Annotated in this window: 18 protein-coding genes and 1 other annotated feature (1 of these 19 only partly in view); of the genes, 12 read left to right on the top strand and 6 right to left on the bottom strand. The window is 59.1% G+C overall.

Going from position 1 to position 17,419, the window contains the following annotated elements; translation table 11 throughout:
- Positions 1-42: a sequence feature (sul1 is cis-regulatory element that is thought to sense ions involved in sulfur or methionine metabolism; They are found in Alphaproteobacteria), on the top strand; it begins 14 nt to the left of the window's first position.
- 75 nt (positions 43-117) lie between these two features.
- Positions 118-1,599, top strand: a complete 1,482-nt coding sequence (locus PL597_RS17045) for a SulP family inorganic anion transporter (protein WP_271365777.1) — start codon at positions 118-120, stop codon at positions 1,597-1,599.
- A gap of 43 nt (positions 1,600-1,642) precedes the next feature.
- Here the strand turns inward: PL597_RS17045 and PL597_RS17040 are convergent, their stop codons facing one another.
- Positions 1,643-2,833 carry a hypothetical protein gene (locus tag PL597_RS17040; protein WP_271365776.1) on the bottom strand — a complete coding sequence of 397 codons (1,191 nt, stop codon included), beginning with the start codon at positions 2,831-2,833 and terminating at the stop codon, positions 1,643-1,645.
- 229 nt (positions 2,834-3,062) lie between these two features.
- On the opposite strand from PL597_RS17040, the gene parC reads away from it, so the two are divergent.
- On the top strand, positions 3,063-5,315 hold the full coding sequence (gene parC / locus PL597_RS17035; protein WP_077982522.1) for a DNA topoisomerase IV subunit A: 2,253 nt from the start codon (positions 3,063-3,065) through the stop codon (positions 5,313-5,315).
- Between the two features lie 66 nt (positions 5,316-5,381).
- Here parC and PL597_RS17030 read toward each other — a convergent pair whose 3' ends face one another.
- The 5 genes from PL597_RS17030 to hemB form a co-directional block, all read right to left on the bottom strand.
- The gene (locus PL597_RS17030) at positions 5,382-5,771 is read right to left on the bottom strand and encodes a type II toxin-antitoxin system death-on-curing family toxin (RefSeq protein ID WP_271365775.1); all 390 of its coding nucleotides are present in this window, start codon (positions 5,769-5,771) and stop codon (positions 5,382-5,384) included.
- Positions 5,768-5,989 carry an AbrB/MazE/SpoVT family DNA-binding domain-containing protein gene (locus tag PL597_RS17025; RefSeq protein WP_059752528.1) on the bottom strand — a complete coding sequence of 74 codons (222 nt, stop codon included), beginning with the start codon at positions 5,987-5,989 and terminating at the stop codon, positions 5,768-5,770. The genes PL597_RS17030 and PL597_RS17025 overlap by 4 nt, the downstream gene beginning before the upstream one ends.
- A 96-nt stretch (positions 5,990-6,085) precedes the next feature.
- Positions 6,086-6,844 carry an arginyltransferase gene (locus tag PL597_RS17020; protein ID WP_271365774.1) on the bottom strand — a complete coding sequence of 253 codons (759 nt, stop codon included), beginning with the start codon at positions 6,842-6,844 and terminating at the stop codon, positions 6,086-6,088.
- A 177-nt stretch (positions 6,845-7,021) separates the two neighbouring features.
- Positions 7,022-7,480, bottom strand: a complete 459-nt coding sequence (locus PL597_RS17015) for an RDD family protein (protein WP_077982519.1) — start codon at positions 7,478-7,480, stop codon at positions 7,022-7,024.
- A gap of 97 nt (positions 7,481-7,577) precedes the next feature.
- The gene (hemB, locus tag PL597_RS17010; RefSeq protein ID WP_077982518.1) at positions 7,578-8,591 is read right to left on the bottom strand and encodes a porphobilinogen synthase; all 1,014 of its coding nucleotides are present in this window, start codon (positions 8,589-8,591) and stop codon (positions 7,578-7,580) included.
- A 174-nt stretch (positions 8,592-8,765) separates the two neighbouring features.
- On the opposite strand from hemB, the gene PL597_RS17005 reads away from it, so the two are divergent.
- The 10 genes from PL597_RS17005 to nusB all read left to right on the top strand — a co-directional run bounded on the left by PL597_RS17005 (position 8,766) and on the right by nusB (position 17,355).
- Entirely contained in the window at positions 8,766-9,203 is a 438-nt protein-coding gene (locus PL597_RS17005) for a DUF6163 family protein (RefSeq protein WP_077982517.1), read from the top strand.
- Between the two features lie 234 nt (positions 9,204-9,437).
- Positions 9,438-9,947, top strand: a complete 510-nt coding sequence (gene ldtR / locus PL597_RS17000; RefSeq protein ID WP_026363448.1) for a transcriptional regulator LdtR — start codon at positions 9,438-9,440, stop codon at positions 9,945-9,947.
- Positions 9,948-10,320: 373 nt separating this feature from the next.
- Positions 10,321-11,652 (top strand): L,D-transpeptidase family protein, encoded by a 1,332-nt coding sequence (locus PL597_RS16995; protein WP_077982516.1) that lies wholly within the window; start codon positions 10,321-10,323, stop codon positions 11,650-11,652.
- Between the two features lie 193 nt (positions 11,653-11,845).
- Entirely contained in the window at positions 11,846-13,135 is a 1,290-nt protein-coding gene (glyA, locus tag PL597_RS16990) for a serine hydroxymethyltransferase (RefSeq protein WP_077982515.1), read from the top strand.
- 12 nt (positions 13,136-13,147) lie between these two features.
- A complete protein-coding gene (gene nrdR / locus PL597_RS16985) occupies positions 13,148-13,627 on the top strand; it encodes a transcriptional regulator NrdR (protein WP_006312828.1) in 480 nt (159 codons plus the stop codon).
- 2 nt (positions 13,628-13,629) lie between these two features.
- Positions 13,630-14,874 (top strand): bifunctional diaminohydroxyphosphoribosylaminopyrimidine deaminase/5-amino-6-(5-phosphoribosylamino)uracil reductase RibD, encoded by a 1,245-nt coding sequence (gene ribD / locus PL597_RS16980; protein ID WP_271365773.1) that lies wholly within the window; start codon positions 13,630-13,632, stop codon positions 14,872-14,874.
- The gene (locus PL597_RS16975) at positions 14,874-15,485 is read left to right on the top strand and encodes a riboflavin synthase (RefSeq protein ID WP_142912554.1); all 612 of its coding nucleotides are present in this window, start codon (positions 14,874-14,876) and stop codon (positions 15,483-15,485) included. Before ribD ends, PL597_RS16975 begins: the two co-directional genes overlap by 1 nt.
- 124 nt (positions 15,486-15,609) lie before the next feature.
- Positions 15,610-16,242, top strand: a complete 633-nt coding sequence (locus tag PL597_RS16970; RefSeq protein ID WP_173988679.1) for a LysE family translocator — start codon at positions 15,610-15,612, stop codon at positions 16,240-16,242.
- A gap of 164 nt (positions 16,243-16,406) precedes the next feature.
- Complete coding sequence (gene ribH, locus PL597_RS16965) at positions 16,407-16,853, top strand: 6,7-dimethyl-8-ribityllumazine synthase (RefSeq protein WP_077982966.1); 447 nt, start codon at positions 16,407-16,409, stop codon at positions 16,851-16,853.
- Positions 16,854-16,857: 4 nt separating this feature from the next.
- Positions 16,858-17,355: a transcription antitermination factor NusB gene (gene nusB / locus PL597_RS16960; RefSeq protein WP_010971444.1), complete on the top strand. Its 498-nt coding sequence runs from the start codon at positions 16,858-16,860 to the stop codon at positions 17,353-17,355.
- Positions 17,356-17,419: the final 64 nt, after the last annotated feature.

Genomic DNA, 17,419 nt, shown 5'->3' with positions numbered 1-17,419 from the left:
AATTCCGGGTGGCTCTTCTGGCCGCCGATCCGCCAGACAACGCAAAGCACCGACAGTCCTTCTTAATCTACCGGACATGGCTCCGGCCGGTGCGTCATTCTTTGCGAAAAAAATTAAATGAACAGATTTCATACTTACAGACGTGAGTGGTTTTCCAATATTCGCGGCGATCTCCTTTCCGGCATCGTCGTGGCACTCGCCCTCATTCCCGAAGCCATCGGCTTTTCCGTCATCGCCGGCGTCGATCCGAAGGTGGGATTGTTCGCCTCCTTCGCCATCGCCTGCGTTTCCGCCTTCACCGGCGGCAGACCGGGTATGATCTCGGCGGCAACCGCCGCCACCGCCGTCCTGATGGTCACGCTTGTCAAGGAACACGGGCTGCAATATCTCTTCGCGGCCACCATCCTCATGGGCGTACTGCAAATCGCGGCGGGCTTTGCAAAGCTCGGTCGGGTGATGCGTTTCGTATCGCGTTCAGTCATGACTGGTTTCGTCAACGCGCTGGCGATCCTGATCTTTATGGCGCAATTGCCGGAACTGATCGGCGTGCCGGTCGAAACCTATGTCATGATCGCGGCTGGCCTTGCGATCATTTATCTCTTTCCGCTGGTCACGAAGATCATCCCGTCACCGCTGGTCGCCATCGTCGCCCTGACCTGCGTTGCGGTTTTCTCCGGCATGGATATCCGCACGGTCGGCGATCTCGGCGAGTTGCCCTCGACGCTGCCGATATTGGCCCTGCCGCAGGTGCCGCTGACCTTCGAGACGCTACAGATCATCTTTCCCTATTCCGTCGCGCTCGCCGCTGTCGGCCTGCTGGAATCGCTGCTGACGGCCCAGATCGTCGACGACATGACGGATACGGGCAGCAACAAAAGCCAGGAATGTATCGGGCAGGGGACGAGCAACATAGCGTCTGCCCTCATCGGTGGCATGGGCGGCTGCGCCATGATCGGCCAGTCCGTCATCAATGTCAGTTCCGGCGGCAGGGGCCGTTTGTCCACTTTCGTCGCGGGCGCGTTCCTGCTGTTCCTCATCCTGGTGCTGGATGATCTCGTGCGCATCATTCCCATGGCCGCGCTGGTAGCTGTCATGATCATGGTCTCCATCGGCACATTCTCGTGGCGCTCCATTCTTGATCTGCGCCGCAATCCGCCATCCTCCAGCATCGTCATGCTGGTGACGGTCGGCACGGTGCTCGCAACGCATGACCTTGCAAAGGGCGTGCTGGCCGGCGTCCTTCTCTCCGGCGTGTTTTTTGCGGGCAAGGTTTCAAAACTCTTCCATGTCCGGCCGGAGCTTTCAGCCGATGGCCGAGAGCGGATCTATCGCGTCGACGGCCAGATTTTCTTCGCTTCGACGGAAAGCTTTATCGCCGCCTTCGATTTTGCCGAAGAGGTGGAGGCGGTGACGATTGATGTCACGGAGGCGCATCTGTGGGATATTTCGGCGGTCGGCGCGCTGGACAAGGTGGTCCTGAAGTTCCGCAGAGGCGGCAAGCGGGTCGAGGTGATCGGCGTCAATAAGGCGAGCGCCCATATGATCGACCGCTTCGCCCTGCACGACAAGCAGGAAGCCGCTGCCGCACCGCTGCATTGAGTGAAAATGAAAAGCCCCGGTTTTGAACCGGGGCTTTGTCGTCCTATTCGTTTGCCGTCACCGTCACGCCGAGCATTTTGGGCAGGGTGTTCGGCGCGCCCATCGCAGCGCCCATGATCATCGGAAAGGGAACCGGCTTTTCCGGTTCCGCCGTAATCGAGAAGTTTTTCGGATTGTCGATGTAGGTGTTAATTGCTGCCGACACCATGTTCTGCAATTCCGGAACATTGAGCGAAGCCATCATGATCGGGGCCATGCCCTTGATGGTCTGGGCAAGCTGATCGCCCGTCATGCCCTGCTGGCTTGCGGCATAGTCGATGGCGCGCTTGGTGATGCTGGCGTCTTCGAAGCTGATCTCCGCGTTGATGAAGGACAACTGCTGCATCAGGCCCAGCATGGCGAGGCTCGCCGCCTGATCCGCCTGTTCCTTGTTCGGATTGGCGGCCTGCGCCTTCACCGTCTCCTGCATCGACTTGATGAAGGCGAGCGTGTAGCCGGAGAAGCCGAACGACATGTTGAGACGGCCGACATCATCGAGGTCGATGGCGTATTCTTCAACATCGATGGTACCGGAGGCCACTTCCCAGCTGCCGCTCATGGTCATGTCGCCGGAGAGCGCCTGCAGCTTCAGCTTTTCGATCGCGTCCTTGGTCGCGGGATCAGTGACTTCGCTGAGATCGGCCTTGAAACCGGAAGCGTCAAGGTCGAAGCCAATGGAGTTCTTGTCATCGCTGACCGACATCGTCGCGCTGGTTTCCTCAAGCGAGAAAGCCTGTTTGCCGTCGACAGAAACGGAGATCGGGCCGCTATGCGCTTCGTCATAAAACATCAGCGCATCGACGGTGCCGGTGGTGGAGTCTGCGGGAATGACGAGACCGGAGATGTAGATGTCGCTCGCCTTGATCTCAACCTTGTCCTGCCGGTAGTCGATATCGTCAAAACGAGCGTTCTCGATCTTGTAGCCGCCGTTGTTTTCCTCGACGCCTTCGAGCGTGATATTGCCAACCGGGATTTTCGTGGCCGGATCGGCGACCGGGTTGAAGGTCACGCTGTTCAGGGTCACCGTCGAGCCGTTAACGGCGACGGAGCCGGCAGCGATCTCGCCGCCCTGTGCGGCATAGGCCGCATTGATCTTCTTCAGAACATCCCCGCCATCCAGCGCGAAAGCGGGCGCCGAAAGCGTAAGAAGCGCGGCGCTCGCGAAAAGAACCTGCCGGGTGGATTTCAGTCTCATGATGTTTCTTCCCTCAACGTACGGCTGTGCACCGTGTTCGAATTCGAATGCTGATACTTATATTCGCGATTATTCAAAGGTCTATAGGATTTAGATCGATTCCCATGACGGCGGCATTGCGGCATTTGCAACGCGGTTAACAAAAAATCGCATGAAAGGGTTGCGTTCATCCACAGCTGCGACCCCTGAATTTCTTGCCGGGAATCGGCATTTCCGCTAGTCAAGCACCATGGGAAAAAATCTTGTACCTCCGTCCGGCGGAGACGATAACATCCATCCGGTCGATTTGAAGGCAGCGCTTGAAGAGCGCTACCTCGCTTACGCCTTGTCCACGATCATGCATCGTGCGCTGCCGGATGTGCGCGACGGCCTGAAGCCGGTTCACCGGCGTATTGTCTACGCCATGAGCGAAATGGGTCTGCGGCCCAATTCCGCCTTCCGCAAATGCGCGAAGATTGTCGGCGAGGTGATGGGTAACTACCACCCCCATGGCGATCAGGCGATCTATGATGCGCTGGCGCGTCTGGCGCAGGATTTCTCGCTGCGTTATCCGTTGGTGGACGGCCAGGGTAATTTCGGCAATATCGATGGCGATAGCCCCGCCGCCATGCGTTACACCGAAAGTAAGATGACGGCGGTGGCCGAGCTTCTGCTCGAGGGTATCGGCGAGGATGCAGTTGATTTCCGCGACACCTATGACGAGTCAAATTCAGAGCCGGTTGTTCTGCCGGGCGCGTTCCCGAACCTGCTGGCGAACGGAGCATCCGGCATCGCTGTCGGCATGGCCACGTCAATCCCGCCGCACAATGCTCATGAATTATGCGATGCGGCGCTTTATCTTATCAAGCATCCCGATGCGTCGGTGGAGAAGCTGGTGGAATTCATTCCCGGCCCCGATCTTCCGACGGGCGGCGTGATTGTCGAAAGCCGCGAGAATATTCTCGATGCCTATAAGACCGGTCGTGGCGGTTTCCGCGTGCGCGCCAAATGGGAGACGGAAGATCTCGGCCGCGGCGGTTACCAGATCGTCATCACCGAAATACCCTTCCAGGTGCAGAAATCGCGCCTGATCGAGAAGATCGCCGAGCTGCTGATTGCCCGCAAGCTGCCGCTTCTTGAGGATATACGCGACGAATCCGCCGAAGACGTGCGAATCGTGCTGGTGCCGAAGAGCCGAACGGTCGATGCGACGCTCTTGATGGAATCGCTGTTCCGCCTGTCTGATCTCGAAAGCCGACTGCCGCTCAACATGAATGTGCTATCGCTCGGCAAGGTGCCGAAGGTGATGGCGCTGAACGAGGTGCTGAGCGAGTGGCTGGCGCACCGCAAGGACGTTCTTGTCCGCCGTTCCCGCCACCGCCTGGCGGCCATCGACCGCAGGCTGGAAATTCTGGGCGGCCTGCTTGTCGCCTACCTGAATATCGATGAAGTCATCCGCATCATCCGCGAGGAGGATGAGCCGAAACAGGTGATGATGGCGAAATGGTCGCTGACGGACCTGCAGGCCGAATCCATCCTCAACATGCGGCTGCGCAATCTGCGCAAGCTCGAGGAATTCGAAATCCGCAAGGAGTTCGACGACCTCAGCAATGAGAAGGCCGAAATCGAAGCGCTGATTGCCTCCGACGACAAGCAGTGGCAGACGGTCGCCTGGGAAATCGGCGAGGTCAAAAAGAAATACGCCAAGGCGACCGAGATTGGCCGCCGCCGCACGCAGTTCGCGGATGCGCCGGATGCCGATATCGAGGCCATCCAGCAGGCGATGATCGAGAAAGAACCGGTCACCATCGTCATCTCGCAGAAGGGCTGGATCCGGGCGCTGAAGGGGCACATGTCCGATACCTCGTCGCTCACCTTCAAGGAGGGTGATGGCCCGAAGCTCGCTTTCCCGGCGCAGACGACCGACAAGCTGCTGCTGCTGACGACGGGCGGCAAGGCCTATACGCTCGGCGCCGACAAGCTGCCGGGCGGCCGCGGACATGGCGAGCCGATCCGCATCATGGTCGACATGGAGAACGATCAGGATATCCTGACCGCCTTCGTACATGATCCATCACGCAAACTGCTGCTCGTCTCCACCGCCGGCAACGGCTTCATCGTTGCGGAAAGCGAAATGGTCGCGAATACCCGCAAGGGCAAGCAGATCATGAACGTATCCATGCCTGACGAAGCCAAGCTCGCGGTTCCCGTTACCGGCGACCACGTCGCTGTCGTCGGCGAAAACCGCAAACTCCTGGCCTTCCCGCTGGCGCAGATACCGGAAATGTCGCGTGGCAAGGGCGTGCGCCTCCAGCGCTACAAGGATGGCGGCGTTGTCGACGTGAAATGTTTCGCGCTTGCCGAGGGCCTCAGCTGGTCCGACACGGCCGGGCGTCTCTTCAACAAGGTCGGTGAAGAGCTGCGCGAATGGCTGGCCGACCGCGCGACGGCGGGCCGCACTGTGCCGAAGGGCTTTCCACGTAGCGGGAAGTTTGGCGGGTAAAGCCGTCTGGTATTGACAGGTTATCGATGAAGCGCCGCGTATCGAAACGATATGCGGCGTTTCTGTTCAATGGAGCGGTATAGTGTGATCTTTGAGAAAACGGTATGCGCCGTCCTCATCGATCTCACCTGCAGCGACATCGAGAACAAAAGCCACGATGTCCGCTTGCTCGGCAACGACTTCAAGTCCGTTGATAAAAAGGAAAGTGTAGGCGGCAAGAAAAGCCGTGCGTTTGTTACCGTCGGAAAAGGGATGGTTGCGCGCTATACCGTAAAGATAAGCGGCGGCGAGTTTCAGTGGTTCCTCTTCTCTATAGGCAGCTTTGTGCAATGGACGCGCCAAAGCTGCCTCGAGTGCGTTTTCATCCTTGAGGCCCGGCAAGCCACCGTGTTCGGCTAATTGCTCTTGATGTATAACTTCGATGGCGACACGGGAGAGCCACTTTATATTGCTCACTTGGCGAGTTCTCTCAGAGCTGTATGGTATTTTTTCATACCACGCCGGGCGGCTTCAAGCTGTTCTCTCAGTTCCGCATGCTCGGGAACGAGTTCGATATTGCCGGCAGTTTCTCTGAGTTCCAGCGCGTCGCCGGCCTTGAGACCCATGCGATCCAGAACTTCCTTCGGAATGATGATGCCTTCGGAATTGCCGATTTTGCGGATCGTTATGTTCATGACGATAGCTCCTGTTATAACGGTGTTATAACAGGGCTAAGCTTCGCACACAATGTACGATTTCCGGAGGTTGGATGTGACAATTCCAAATGCCGGTTACTTTTCTTCGGGCGTATAAACCTCCCACCCGCGCGGCGTCAGATGCTCCTGCGGATGGTAGCGGGTCTTGTAGCCCATCTTTTCCGAACCATCGACCCAGTAGCCAAGATAGACATGCGGCAGGCCGAGTGCGCGGGTGCGGGTGATGTGATCGATGATCATGAAGGTGCCGAGCGAGCGTTTTTCCAGCTCCGGATTGAAGAACGAATAGACCATCGACAGGCCGTCGCTCATCACGTCGCTGAGTGCCACGGCCAGCAGTTCGCCGCGCTTGCTGGAATCGATGCCGGAACCGGGTTCTCTCACGCGGTATTCGATGATGCGGGTGTTCACATGCGTGTCTTCCACCATGATCGCATAGTCCAGCGCCGACATGTCGGACATGCCGCCGGACTGGTGCCGGTGGTCGAGGTAGCGGCGGAAGAGGGCGAATTGTTCTGTGGAGGGTTCGGCGGCATGAACTGTTGCGACGACATCGCTGTTGGCGGCAAGAGCGCGTCGCATCGATTTGGTCGGCTGGAACTGCTCGGAGAGGATACGCACGGACACGCAGGCGCGACAGGTTTCGCAGGCCGGGCGATAGGCGATGTTCTGCGAGCGCCTGAAACCGCCCTGGGTCAAAAGGTCGTTCATTTCCGCGGCGCGCGGGCCGACCAGATGGGTGAAGACCTTCCGCTCCATCTGGTTCGGCAGATAGGGGCAGGTGGCCGGCGCCGTAAGATAGAATTGGGGAGAGGGCGTCGCCTGCGTGTTCATCGAACCGTGATCGCCTCCTGCGTCTGTTATGAAAGCGCGCCGCGATTTCACGGGGCCGGCGGCGGCGCTTCAAGCGACATGCATAATGCCACAGAATGGCAAAATGACGGAAAACGTCAACTGCGGGATGAGGTATTGTAAGGGCTGAAAGCCGCGTTTACGCGGCTTTCCGCCATATTAGCGCGTTCTGACGATAACGGTGCCAAGCAGGAAGTCGTGAACGAGGCGCGAGCGCTCGGTAAACAGGCCTGCAAGCAGGATCAGCGGCGTCAAAACCGAGTTAATGACCCAGAAAAGCACGATGTGAACGGTCGACAGCAGGAAATCGATTCGCCGTCCGTCCATGCGCGCCATCGCAATCCCCATCGCCCGCATCCCCGGGGTGGCCTGCGACGGGCCGCCGAGTGTCATGCCGAAATAGAGCACCGCAACGATCACGAACAGCGCCGGATAAAGGAAGAAGCCGAGACCCAGCGTGATAATGCCGAGGAAGAAGACGATCACGGCAGCCGGGATACACAAGAGGAGCACGATCGCGTAATCGATCAGAAACGCGAAGACCCGCCGGCTCAGGACGCCGCTATAGGCGCGCCAGTCATCCGGTGCGGCATAGGTGGGGTTCTGGTCGAGGCTCATCGGTCGTTTTCTCCTGAGAGGGCATGACAGCGCGGCATGAGTGCCGTGTCAGCAGACAATATGGGAAGAAAACGACCGAATACAATAAGCGTGGGCTTTAGCCCTTTGCCAGTTTGCGTGCGGCCTCAATGGCGAAATAGGTGAGTACGCCATCGCAGCCCGCACGCTTGAAACAGAGAAGTGTTTCCATCATCACCCGCTCGCCGTCGATCCAGCCGTTCATGGCGGCCGCCTTGATCTGGGTATATTCGCCGGACACCTGATAGGCGAATGTCGGCAGGCCGAAATTCTCCTTCAGCCGCCAGCAGATATCGAGATAGGGCAGGCCGGGCTTGACCATCAGCATATCGGCGCCTTCCTCCACGTCGAGTGCTGCGTCGCGGATAGCCTCCATGCCATTGGCGGGGCTGATGTAATAGCTGTTCTTGTCGCCCTTCAGCAGGCCCGCCGTCGAGATTGCCTCGCGATAGGGGCCGTAATAGCCCGACGAGAATTTCGTCGCATAGGCCATGATGCCGACATTCTGGTGCCCGGCGGCGTCGAGACCACGGCGAATGGCGCCGATGCGGCCATCCATCATCTCGGAAGGGGAGATAATGTCCGAGCCTGCCTCCGCCTGAAGGATGGCCGCCCTGACGACCTGATCCACAGTCTCGTCGTTGACGATCTCGTCGCCACGCAAAATACCGTCATGGCCGTGGCTGGTAAAAGGGTCGAGCGCGACATCGGTGATCATGCCGATGTTGGGAACGGCTTTTTTAACTGCGATCGTTGCCTGATTGATGAGATTGTTGGCCTCGAGGGCATTGGAGCCGGTCTCGTCGCGCAGCTCCATCTCGATATTCGGGAAGGTGGCGATGGCGGGAATGCCGAGATCGGCGGCTTCCTTCGCTGCTTCCACCAGCCGGTCGACGCTCATGCGGTTGACACCGGGCATGGCGGGGATGGGTTCGACAATATTGCTGCCCGGCACGATGAAGACCGGCCAGATGAGATCGTCAACGGTCAGGCGATTTTCCTGCACCAGACGGCGCGTCCAATCCGCCTTGCGATTGCGCCGCATGCGGCGATGGCCGGTGATCTCGTCGACCAGATGCGTTTTGTCCTGCATGTCAGAATGTCCTTCGATCAAATTTCGAAAGCTGCATATCATGAAGCGTGGCCCATGCGAATGCGACAATCTTCCCTCATCAGCGTCCTGCGACGACGATGATGCTTTGACAAGGTGGGCGGCGAGATTCAATATGGGCTGGTCGCCCGTTCGTCGAGACCGTATCTTCCGGCCATGGAACCTGATTCTCAACCTCTGCCGAAACGCCCGCTCGCGGAAATCCTCTTTCTGGTCTTCATGAGGCTGGTTGCGGTTTCCTGTTTCTGGTTCGGCCTGCAATATTGGGCGATGCTGACAGGTTATTCGCTTGGCGGCCATGGGCGGTTCGATATGCTGAACCTGCCCTGGCGCGTGGCTGGCAGCGCGCTGGCCGTTATTTTCCCCGTCGCAGCACTCGGTCTATGGCTCGGAGCCTCCTGGGGCGCGGTCATGTGGGTCATGGGCGCGGGTGCGCAGATCGCCATGTATAAGGTATGGCCGCATATCTTCGGTGCCAACACGCTGGTGCCCGTCATGCACGGTCTCGTGGCAACCATTTATATACTATTCCTGGTCGCTTTCTGGCTGGATCACCGCCAGAATGAAGAACGCGCAAGAATTGATTTACCATAAGAATAAAGCAATTCGGTCCGTTTTCACGCCAATTTTTCCCGTTAAGTCATTGATTTATAATGTTCACGCTCAGGGCGTTCCCGCTTCGCCACAAGTTTGGCCCTCCGGGGAAAATGCAGGTAAGCATTTGTTAATCGTAGCTTTTAAGTAGAATTTTATGCGCATTGATTAGGTTCTCACTCAAGGCGGGAGACAAACAAACACACCGCCAAACAAAACAGTGAGGCAGTCATGATCAATAGCAAAGTTAAGCCGCAGGCCGTTGTTGCCGATGCACATGAAGATACCATCCGCTCGCTCTACATGGAGTCGCTGCACCTGGTGGAACGCCTCCACCGCCGCCTCCTCGATGTCATCAAGGACGAGTTCGACCGTCAGGGTCGCGATGACGTCAACGCCGTTCAGGCCCTGCTGCTGTTCAACATCGGCAATTCCGAACTGACGGCTGGCGAGCTTCGTTCGCGTGGTTATTACCTCGGCTCGAATGTCTCCTATAACGTCAAGAAGCTGGTCGATCTCGGTCTCATCAACCACCAGCGTTCGCGCGTCGACCGCCGCTCGGTCCGCATCAGCCTGACCGAAAAGGGCCAGGAAATCGCCGAAACGGTCGCCCGCCTTTATGAACGCCACGTCGGCTCGATCGAAAAGGTCGGCGGCATCGGCACCGGCGAGTTCTCCGAGATGAACAAGCTGCTGCAGCGCCTCGATCGCTTCTGGAACGACTCGATCGCTTACCGCCTGTAACCGCAAGACGGTTCCACTGTTTAAGCCGGGAGCATTATTTTGCTTCCGGCTTCTGGCTTGCGGATTCCGCGTTCCGCGGTTTTCTCTGTCACGCATAACCCTTGTTCGGGCCTTCGCGCTGTTTTTCAGGCGAACAAAGCTTCGTGAGGTGAGGCCCGTGACACGAATCGGCCATATTGATATGGGACCGGCAAAGGTGAAGGAGCCGGCTGTTTCTCCTGCTGTTGCGGCAAGTGCCGACTGTTCTGCCAGACAATAGCGCCCAACAGATGGGTGGTGAGTACTACCAGCCGGCAGACACGCTGTACGTGTTTGTTAATCATATTGATTTAGGCATTGTTGATAATGCCGAAGAGAGTGGCTGGTAGGTAGAATGACAAAAAAAACCGTTTCCGAATCCGTATCGCGCCGCACGCTTCTGCGTTCGGCCGTTTCCGTTGGTGTTGCAGCACTCGCTGCGCCGGCTCTTGCGCAGAACGCGCTGAACGATCTCATGGGCTCGTCGCGCCGTGGCAATTGGGATGACCAGTTCGATGCCAATTCCTCGCGTTCGGCCGTGGGTGTCGTTTCCAACAATCCGGTTCTTGGACGCGAAGCGCCTGTCTATATGCAGCAGGCGATCATGCAATATCAGCAGATAGTGCAGAATGGCGGCTGGCCGGAAGTGCCCGCGTCGCAGCAGCGTCTCCAGATAGGCGTCTCCGATCCTTCCGTGCAGGCGCTGCGTCAGCGACTGATGGTGTCCGGCGACCTGCCGCGCGAAGCCGGCATCTCCAGCGCCTTCGATTCCTATGTCGATGGCGCGCTGAAGCGTTTTCAGGCCCGTCACGGTCTTCCGGCAGATGGCGTCATCGGCGAATACACCACGAAGGCGCTCAATGTTTCCGCGCAGATTCGTCTGGCGCAGCTACAGACCAACCTTGTTCGCATCCAGTCCATGTCGGGCGATCTCGGCCAGCGTCACCTGATGGTGAATATCCCGGCCGCCGCCATCGAGGCAGTGGAGAATGAACGCGTCGTGTTGCGCAACACGGCCGTCGTCGGTCGCGCCAGCCGTCCGACCCATGTGATCAACTCCAAGATTTACGAAGTCATCCTGAACCCTTACTGGACCGCACCGCGCTCGATCGTCGAAAAGGACATCGTGCCGTTGATGCAGAAGGACCCGACCTATCTGGAGCGGAACAATATCCGCCTCATCGACGGTAAGGGACAGGAAGTGTCGCCAACCGCAGTCGACTGGTTCGCGCCGAAGGCTCCGAACCTGATGTTCCGTCAGGACCCCGGCAAGATCAACGCCATGTCGTCCACGAAGATCAACTTCCACAATCCCAATAACGAATATATGCACGACACGCCGCAGCAGGGCCTGTTCAACAAGCTGATGCGTTTCGAATCCTCCGGCTGTGTGCGCGTGCAGAACGTGCGCGACCTGACGAGCTGGCTGCTGCGCGACACGCCCGGCTGGTCGCGCCAGGAGATGGAACGCGTCATCGCCACCCGCGTCAACACGCCGATAAAGCTCGCTCAGGAAGTTCCCGTTTATTTCGTCTATATCACCGCATGGTCGGCAAAGGACGGCGTGGTTCAGTTCCGCGACGATATCTACGGCAAGGACGGCAATGCCGAACTGGCGCTCAACACCACCGCGGGCATGGAGCAGCCGGCAGGTGCCGTGGACGACGATCTGCTGCCGCGCAATTGAGGGTCATCCCTCATTTTCGGATAGAGAGAGAGCCGCGCCATCCTGGTGCGGCTTTTTCTTTGTCGATGGCGAAAACAACTGTCACTTTTCGCCCCAACGTCGCAGTTTGACGGGCAAATCTCGCTGCCCGTATTGCTCTTGTCCGGGCAGGGCGCTAAGACGCCATCGCATTACTGTTTCAGGAGCCTTCATCATGTCGAACACAGATGCTTTCTTCTCCCGCCCGCTTGCCGAAGCCGATCCGGATATTTTCGGCGCGATCGAGAAGGAACTGGGTCGCCAGCGCCACGAGATCGAACTGATCGCATCGGAAAATATCGTTTCCCGCGCCGTGCTCGAAGCGCAGGGTTCGATCATGACCAACAAATATGCGGAAGGTTATCCGGGCAAGCGTTATTACGGCGGCTGCCAGTTCGTAGACATCGCTGAAGAGCTCGCCATCGAGCGCGCCAAGAAGCTGTTCGGCGTCAACTTCGCCAACGTCCAGCCGAACTCCGGTTCGCAGATGAACCAGGCCGTGTTCCTCGCACTCCTGCAGCCGGGCGATACCTTCATGGGCCTCGACCTGAATTCGGGCGGTCACCTGACGCATGGTTCGCCGGTCAACATGTCCGGCAAGTGGTTTAACGTCGTGTCCTACGGCGTGCGCGAAGGCGACAATCTTCTCGACATGGACGAGGTGGAGCGCAAGGCCAAGGAAACCCGGCCGAAGCTCATCCTCGCCGGTGGCACCGCCTATTCGCGCGTCTGGGACTGGAAGCGTTTCCGCGAGATCGCCGATGAAGTCGGCGCTTATCTGATGGTCGACATGGCCCACATCGCCGGTCTCGTTGCCGGTGGCCAGCATCCGTCGCCGTTCCCGCATTGCCATGTTGCCACCACCACCACGCACAAGTCTCTGCGTGGCCCGCGTGGCGGCATGATCCTCACCAATGACGAGGATCTGGCCAAGAAGTTCAACTCGGCCGTCTTCCCCGGCCTGCAGGGCGGCCCGCTGATGCATGTCATCGCCGCCAAGGCCGTTGCCTTCGGTGAAGCTTTGCAGCCGGAGTTCAAGGATTATGCCGCACAGGTGGTGAAGAACGCCAAGGCGCTGGCCGAAACCCTGATCGAAGGCGGTCTGGATGTCGTTTCCGGCGGCACGGACAACCACCTGATGCTGGTTGACCTTCGCAAGAAGAACGCCACCGGCAAGCGCGCGGAAGCAGCTCTTGGCCGCGCTTACATCACCTGCAACAAGAACGGCATTCCTTTCGATCCGGAAAAGCCCTTCGTCACCTCGGGTGTCCGTCTCGGCACGCCGGCCGGCACGACGCGCGGTTTCAAGGAAGCGGAATTCCGAGAAATCGGCAAGCTGATCGTCGAGGTTCTCGATGGTCTGAAGGTCGCCAATTCGGACGAGGGCAACGCCGCCGTCGAGGCTGCGGTGCGTGAAAAGGTCGTCGGCCTGACCGACCGTTTCCCGATGTACCCGTACATGTAAGGAAAAAAGACGATGCGCTGCCCATTTTGCGGTTCCGAAGACACACAGGTCAAGGACTCGCGTCCGGCGGAGGACAATACCTCCATCCGCCGGCGGCGCATCTGCCCCGATTGCGGCGGCCGCTTCACGACCTATGAGCGCGTGCAACTGCGCGAGTTGATGGTCATCAAGAAAAGCGGCCGCAAGCTGCCCTTCGACCGGGAAAAGCTGGTGCGTTCCTTCGAGATCGCGCTGCGCAAACGCCCGGTCGATCGCGACCGGATCGAGCGGGCTGTGTCAGGCATCGCCCGTCGTCTCGAAAGCTCCGGCGAGACGGAAATTCCCTCGGAAGAAATCGGCCTGCAGGTTCTTGAAGCACTGAAAAGCCTCGATGATGTGGCCTTCGTGCGTTACGCTTCGGTCTATCGCGATTTCAGCCATGCCGAGGATTTCGAGAACGTTATCGCCGAAATCAACGCCAAGATCGCCCGCGATACGGACGCCGGAGTCTAGCCGTGACCACCCGTGCCGATGACGAACGGTTCATGGCCCGCGCCATCGAGGTTTCGCTTCGCCATCAGGGCCAAACGCTCACTAATCCCTCCGTCGGCTGTGTTCTCGTCAAAGACGGGCAAATCATCGCCGAGGCCGTGACCGCCGTTGGCGGCCGCCCGCATGCCGAACGGCAGGCGCTGGCAATCGCCGGAGAGGCGGCGCGCGGCGCCACCGCCTATGTGACGCTCGAACCCTGTTCCCACTGGGGCAAAACCCCGCCCTGCGCCAATGCCTTGGTGGAATACGGCGTCGCCCGTGTCGTGGTGGCGGTGGATGATCCCGATGAGCGCGTTTCCGGCCGCGGTTATCAGATATTGCGCGATGCCGGTATTGTCGTGGAAACCGGCCTGTTGCGGGACGAAGGTAAAAGGGCGCTGGCAGGCTACCTTACGCGCCAGATGAAAAAACGCCCGCATGTGATTCTGAAGATTGCAATTTCTGCCGATGGCATGATCGGCAGGCAGGGCGAGGGGCAGGTAGCGATCACCGGTCCCGAGTCTCGCCATGCCGTGCATGAGCTGCGGGCGCGCTGCGACTGCATTCTCGTTGGTATCAGGACGGCCATTGGGGATGATCCCGAACTGACGGTCCGAATAGCTGGTCTCGAGGATCGTTCGCCGGTTCGCATCGTGCTGGATCGGCAGTTTGAGTTGCCGCTGACATCGAAGCTGGTGAAGACAGCGCGGGAGGTGCCGGTGATCGTTGCGGCGTTACCCCCCTCTGCCCTGCCGGGCATCTCCCCCTCAAGGGGGGAGATCGGCAAGGGGCTGGCCGCTCGCTCAAATTTCGACTCCACCTCTCATTCGTCAACCTTCAAGGTCTGGCAAGGCAGCGCCCCATCGATCTCCCCCCTTGAGGGGGAGATGCCCGGCAGGGCAGAGGGGGGTAGCCGCGACCGCCGCCGCCAACTTCTCACCGACGCCGGCGTCCAGATTCTTGAAGCCCCAACGCTCGAAAACCTCCTCCAAACCCTTGCCGAAAGCGGCATGTCGGAACTTCTGGTCGAAGGCGGCGCTTTTGCAGCAAAATCATTCCTTGAAGCCGGGCTGGTGGACCGTATCATGCTGTTCGAAAGCCCGGTCGTGATCGGTGAGGGCGGCATTGAAACGCCGCTCAACCGTGCCGATATCACGGGCGACTATGCTCTGGTCAGCGAGACCGCCCATGGGCCGGATCGCTGCTTCTGTTATGAAAGGCCGATTTGATGTTTACCGGAATTGTCACCGATGTCGGAACCGTATCCGAGCTGGAAGCTCTGGCCGAAGGCGTGCGTCTGCGGGTGGCGACCAATTACGATCCAAAGACCATCGATATGGGCGCATCGATCTCCCATGGCGGCGTCTGCCTGACGGTGACGAGACTGCCGGAGGACGGCAGCAATGAGCGCTGGTACGAGGTCGAGGCCTGGGAAGAGGCGCTGCGCCTGACAACGATTGCCGGCTGGCAAAAGGGTACCCATGTCAATCTGGAACGGGCGCTGAAGATCGGCGATGAGCTTGGCGGCCACATCGTTTCCGGCCATGTCGATGGCAAGGCGGAAATACTTTCGGTGGAACCCGAAGGCGAGGCGGTGCGCATTCGCCTGCGCGCTCCGGAGCATCTGGCGAAATTCGTGGCGCCCAAGGGTTCCGTGGCGCTCGACGGCACCTCGCTGACCGTCAACGCCGTCGAAGGCACAGATTTCGACGTGCTGTTGATCCGCCATACGCTCGCCGTCACCACCTGGGGCGAACGCCAGCCGGGCGATTTCGTGAATTTCGAAGTCGACACCATGGCGCGTTACGCCGCAAGGCTTGCAGAATTTCCGCCGGCTTAAACTGAGGACGATGAGTCAGCGGACGTCGCGGCAGATCAATTCTTGTCCGACACCCTGCTTCCGATTGGAGCGTAAACGTTATAAAGACGTTTTGGGGCTCCAAACGGGGTAGGGGAAATACATCATGCCGTCCTTCGAACTGCTGACAGCCTTTTTCATAACCACCGCCTTGTTCGCCTATATCCCCGGTCCCGCCATGCTTTATGCGGCGGCGCAAACCATGGCGCGCGGCCGGTTTGCCGGGCTGATGGCGGTGCTTGGCATCCATGTCGGCTGCTATTTCCACATTTTCGCTTCTGCGGCAGGGCTTTCGGTGCTGTTTCAGGCCGTTCCCTGGCTTTATCTCGCCGTGAAGCTCTGCGGCGCGCTTTATCTCGTCTGGCTCGGTTTCTCGATGCTGCGCAGCAAGCTCGAGGGCGAGGCGGTCAATCTGACCATCGAGCCGAAATCGGCCCGCCGCGCCTTTATCGACAGCATCATCGTCGATGTGCTCAATCCGAAGACGGCGCTGTTCTTTCTGGCCTTCCTGCCGCAATTTGTCGATCCGGCGGCTGCCTTTCCGGTCTGGTTGCAGTTCCTGATCCTCGGCATCGCCGTCAATTTCATTTTTTCCTCGGCCGATCTCGTCGGTGTCCTTCTGGCGGGCGCCATGGTCGGACGTTTGAAGCGTTCTAGCGCGGTGCAGGTGCTTGCCCGCCGCGCTGCCGGGACGGTGCTGATGGGGCTTGGCGTCCATCTCGCCTTCCAGAAAACCTGATTGTCGCGGAGCCGCGCCGGAAGGCGTGAAACCCGGCCAAATGCCCCGCAAACGCGGCCTCTCGCGCCGGTGACACATGAAATTACTTGCCAAAAACGGCCAGCCGTGGTTTGACCGCCGCAAAAGCCGGTATGATCCGGCGTCAAGCTTTTCAGGAAAATATCATGTCCCAACCCCATCTTCTTATCGTGGAAGCACGTTTTTACGACGATATGGCGGATGCGCTTCTCGAAGGCGCGAAGTTCGCGCTTGATGAAGCCGGCGCCACCTATGACGTCATCACCGTTCCCGGCGCGCTGGAAATCCCCGCGGCCATCGCGATGGCGCTCGATGGCGCAGACAATGACGGCACGGAGTATGACGGTTTCGTTGCGCTCGGCATGGTCATTCGTGGTGAGACCTATCACTTCGATATCGTCGCCAATGAATCCTCCCGCGCCCTGATGGATCTCGCCGTCAGCGAATCGCTGCCGATCGGCAATGGCATCCTCACCGTCGAAAATGACGAGCAGGCCTGGGCGCGCGTGCGCCGCTCCGACAAGGACAAGGGCGGCTTCGCGGCCCGTGCGGCTCTGACGATGATTGAGCTGAAGAAGAAACTGGGTGGCTGAACGCATGTCGGATGTTGAAAACGGCGGCGAACCGCGCCAGCCTTCGGTAAAGCCCGCCAACCAGCGCGGCGCGGCCCGCCTTGCGGCCGTGCAGGCGCTGTACCAGATGGATGTCGGCGGAACCGGTGTGATGGAAGTTGTTGCCGAATATGAGGCGCACCGTCTCGGCCAGGAAGTCGATGGCGATACCTACCTGAAGGCCGATCCTTCATGGTTCCGTTCGATTGTTTCCGGCGTCGTCCGCGATCAGACGAAGATCGATCCCTTGGTGCGCTCCGCCCTTCTGGAAGACTGGCCGCTGTCGCGCCTCGATGCCACCGTGCGCGCCATACTGCGTGCCGGCACCTTCGAGATTCTCGAGCGCAAGGACGTGCCGGTTGCCGTCATCGTCACGGAATATGTCGAAATCGCCCGCGCTTTCTTCGAGCATGACGAGCCCAAGCTGGTGAACGCGGTTCTGGATCGCATTGCCAAACAGGTTCGCGGCGAGGCAAAACGCTGAATGAGAGCATTTCGAGGAAAAACGGAATCCGCTTTTCCGTCCGGAAATGCGAAAATTCTCTAAA

Source organism: Agrobacterium sp. ST15.13.013 (assembly GCF_027956525.1).
In the GTDB taxonomy this organism is placed as follows: domain Bacteria; phylum Pseudomonadota; class Alphaproteobacteria; order Rhizobiales; family Rhizobiaceae; genus Agrobacterium; species Agrobacterium salinitolerans.
Note: the sequence above shows the minus strand (reverse complement) of the source record. Positions and strands in the feature narration are given on the sequence as shown.

Bases quoted from the DNA above. Each gene is read 5' to 3' on its own strand.
- PL597_RS17045 (WP_271365777.1), top strand. From the start codon at position 118: ATGAACAGATTTCATACTTACAGACGTGAGTGGTTTTCCAATATTCGC.
- PL597_RS17040 (WP_271365776.1), bottom strand. From the start codon at position 2,833: ATGAGACTGAAATCCACCCGGCAGGTTCTTTTCGCGAGCGCCGCGCTT.
- parC (WP_077982522.1), top strand. From the start codon at position 3,063: ATGGGAAAAAATCTTGTACCTCCGTCCGGCGGAGACGATAACATCCAT.
- PL597_RS17025 (WP_059752528.1), bottom strand. From the start codon at position 5,989: ATGAACATAACGATCCGCAAAATCGGCAATTCCGAAGGCATCATCATT.
- PL597_RS17020 (WP_271365774.1), bottom strand. From the start codon at position 6,844: ATGAACACGCAGGCGACGCCCTCTCCCCAATTCTATCTTACGGCGCCG.
- PL597_RS17015 (WP_077982519.1), bottom strand. From the start codon at position 7,480: ATGAGCCTCGACCAGAACCCCACCTATGCCGCACCGGATGACTGGCGC.
- hemB (WP_077982518.1), bottom strand. From the start codon at position 8,591: ATGCAGGACAAAACGCATCTGGTCGACGAGATCACCGGCCATCGCCGC.
- PL597_RS17005 (WP_077982517.1), top strand. From the start codon at position 8,766: ATGGAACCTGATTCTCAACCTCTGCCGAAACGCCCGCTCGCGGAAATC.
- PL597_RS16995 (WP_077982516.1), top strand. From the start codon at position 10,321: ATGACAAAAAAAACCGTTTCCGAATCCGTATCGCGCCGCACGCTTCTG.
- glyA (WP_077982515.1), top strand. From the start codon at position 11,846: ATGTCGAACACAGATGCTTTCTTCTCCCGCCCGCTTGCCGAAGCCGAT.
- nrdR (WP_006312828.1), top strand. From the start codon at position 13,148: ATGCGCTGCCCATTTTGCGGTTCCGAAGACACACAGGTCAAGGACTCG.
- PL597_RS16975 (WP_142912554.1), top strand. From the start codon at position 14,874: ATGTTTACCGGAATTGTCACCGATGTCGGAACCGTATCCGAGCTGGAA.
- PL597_RS16970 (WP_173988679.1), top strand. From the start codon at position 15,610: ATGCCGTCCTTCGAACTGCTGACAGCCTTTTTCATAACCACCGCCTTG.
- ribH (WP_077982966.1), top strand. From the start codon at position 16,407: ATGTCCCAACCCCATCTTCTTATCGTGGAAGCACGTTTTTACGACGAT.
- nusB (WP_010971444.1), top strand. From the start codon at position 16,858: ATGTCGGATGTTGAAAACGGCGGCGAACCGCGCCAGCCTTCGGTAAAG.